2 protein-coding genes are annotated in these 2,293 nt (G+C 74.7%); both read right to left on the bottom strand.

Going from position 1 to position 2,293, the window contains the following annotated elements; translation table 11 throughout:
- Nucleotides 1-269: sigma factor (locus tag ACFU99_RS41175; RefSeq protein ID WP_384403187.1), on the bottom strand; the 269-nt coding region annotated here is incomplete at its 3' end.
- Between the two features lie 235 nt (nucleotides 270-504).
- A partial coding sequence (locus ACFU99_RS41170; RefSeq protein WP_384403185.1) for a prolyl oligopeptidase family serine peptidase occupies nucleotides 505-2,293 on the bottom strand: 1,789 nt, incomplete at its 5' end.

The raw sequence follows: 2,293 nt of genomic DNA, 5'->3' as shown, positions 1-2,293 counted from the left end.
ACGGCGGCGCCCAGCGAGCTCTCCAGGTCGACGGCGGCGTACGGGTCGGGCGCGGCGACCGCCTCCGGCAGCTCCCCGTGCGGCACCTCGCCGCGCCAGCGGCGCTGCCACCACGAGGCGTGGGTGTTCACCAGCGCCTTGCGGACGTACGCCTCCGGGTTGTCCGCCGTGATCCGGTCCCATTTCGGCCAGACCTTGGCGAGCACCGTCTGGAGCAGGTCCTCGGCCTGATGGGCATCGCCCGTGAGCAGCCACGCGACCCGCAGCATCCGCGGGCCGCGCGCGGCGACGAACTCCTCGAAGCCCGGGTCGCCGGCCGTCACAGTGGTGTCCTCGCCATCGGGTTCCTGTCCGCGTCGCTCCTGTCACACTCCTCCGACAAGGTGGGACGCGGATCAGGTTGCCTCATGGGACGCACGAGTTTCAGGGCCACCGCTCGCGGGAAAAGGTCGGCGGCTTCCAGGCGCCCTCCAGGCGCCCTTGAGGCCGCATCGCAGCCGATCCTCAGCCGATCTTCAGCGACCTCTTGAGGAAGTCCACCTGGAGCAGCAGCAGGTTCTCCGCCACCTGCTCCTGTGGCGTCATGTGCGTCACCCCCGACAGCGGCAGCACCTCGTGCGGACGGCCCGCCGCGAGGAGCGCCGAGGACAGCCGCAGGGTGTGCGCGGCCACCACGTTGTCGTCCGCGAGACCGTGCACGATCATCAGCGGCCGGGCCTCCTCCGCCGCGCCCGACAGCCCCTCCTCCGAGATGAGGGAGTTGGCGTCGTACACCCGCGGCTGTTCGTCCGGGTGGCCGAGATAGCGCTCCGTGTAGTGGGTGTCGTACAGCCGCCAGTCGGTGACCGGCGCGCCCGCGACGCCCGCGTGGAAGACGTCCGGGCGGCGCAGCACGGCGAGGGCCGCGAGGTAGCCGCCGAACGACCAGCCGCGGATGCCGACCCGGCCGAGGTCCAGCGGGTAGCGCTCGGCGAGCGCCCGCAGGGCCGCGACCTGGTCGTCGAGGACTACGTCGGACATGGTGTCCCGGATGGCCTTCTCCCGGCCGGGCGAGTGTCCCGGGGTGCCGCGGCCGTCGGCGACGACCACGGCGAACCCCTGGTCGGCGAACCACTGCGAGGTCAGATACGCGTTGTGCGCGGCGACGACGCGCTGGCCGTGCGGACCGCCGTAGGGGTCCATGAGCACGGGGAGCGGGCCGTCGCCCTCGCGGTAGCCGGCGGGCAGCAGGACGGCGCAGGGGATGCGGTCCGGCCCGGCCTCGGTCAGCTCCGGGCGGGCGGTCAGCTCCGGCTGCTCGGCGTACGAGTCCACGGCGGCGGTCCGCTTGCCGTCGCGCAGCACCTCGACGACCGCCCCGCTGCGCTCCAATGACGCGGAGACCAGGACGCAGACGTCGCCGGAGCGTACGGCCGCGTGCACGCCCCGGCCCTGCGAGACGCGCTCCACGCCCAGTTCGTTGACGCGGTAGACGTGCACCTCGCCGGTCTCCGGGGCGGCGGCCTCGGGCCCGGCGGACGCGGAGACGAGCACGTCGTTGCCGCCCACGTCCAGCACGGACCGTACGTGCAACTGCGGCCCGGTCAGGGCGCGGTCGCCGACGACGAGCACCCGAGCGCCGCCCTCGTCCGCGATCCGCAGCAGATGGCCGTCCGGCGTCCAGGCGGGCACGCCGGGGAACAGATCCAGCCACACCGGGTCCTCGTCCGCGTGCAGCATGCGGGTCGCGCCCGTCTCGGGGTCCACCGCCAGATGCAGCTGGGAGCGCTGGTCGCGGGCCTGGACGAGGAGCAGCGGCGGGCCGTCCGCCGACCAGTGGACGCGCGCGAGGTAGGGGTAGCGGGCGCGGTCCCACACGACGTCGGTGCGGGTGCCGTCGAGGCGCAGCAGGGTCAGGGACACGTCGGCGTTCGGGGTGCCCGCGGCCGGGTATGCCTGCTCGGACGGCTCGCGCTCCGGGTTGGCGGGGTCGGCGATCCACCAGCGGCGCACCGGGGAGTCGTCGACGCGGGCGGCGAGCAGCGCGTCGCTCTGGGGGGACCACCAGAAGCCGCGGTAGCGGTCCATCTCCTCGGCGGCGATGAACTCGGCGAGGCCCCACACCGCCGGGTCCTCGGGTCCCTCGGGCGCGGCCAGGGCGCGGTCGCCCGTGCCGTCCGCGGCGACGAGCCGCAGCGCGCCGCCCGCCGCGTACGCGATGTGCCGCCCGTCGGGGGAGGGGCGCGGGTCGACGACCGGTCCGGGGGCGGGCAGTTCGCGCGCCTCGCCGGTCCGCAGGTCGGTGGCGAAGAGC

The organism is Streptomyces sp. NPDC057654, from assembly GCF_042800135.1.
Taxonomy (GTDB): Bacteria; Actinomycetota; Actinomycetes; order Streptomycetales; family Streptomycetaceae; genus Streptomyces.
Note: the sequence above shows the minus strand (reverse complement) of the source record. Positions and strands in the feature narration are given on the sequence as shown.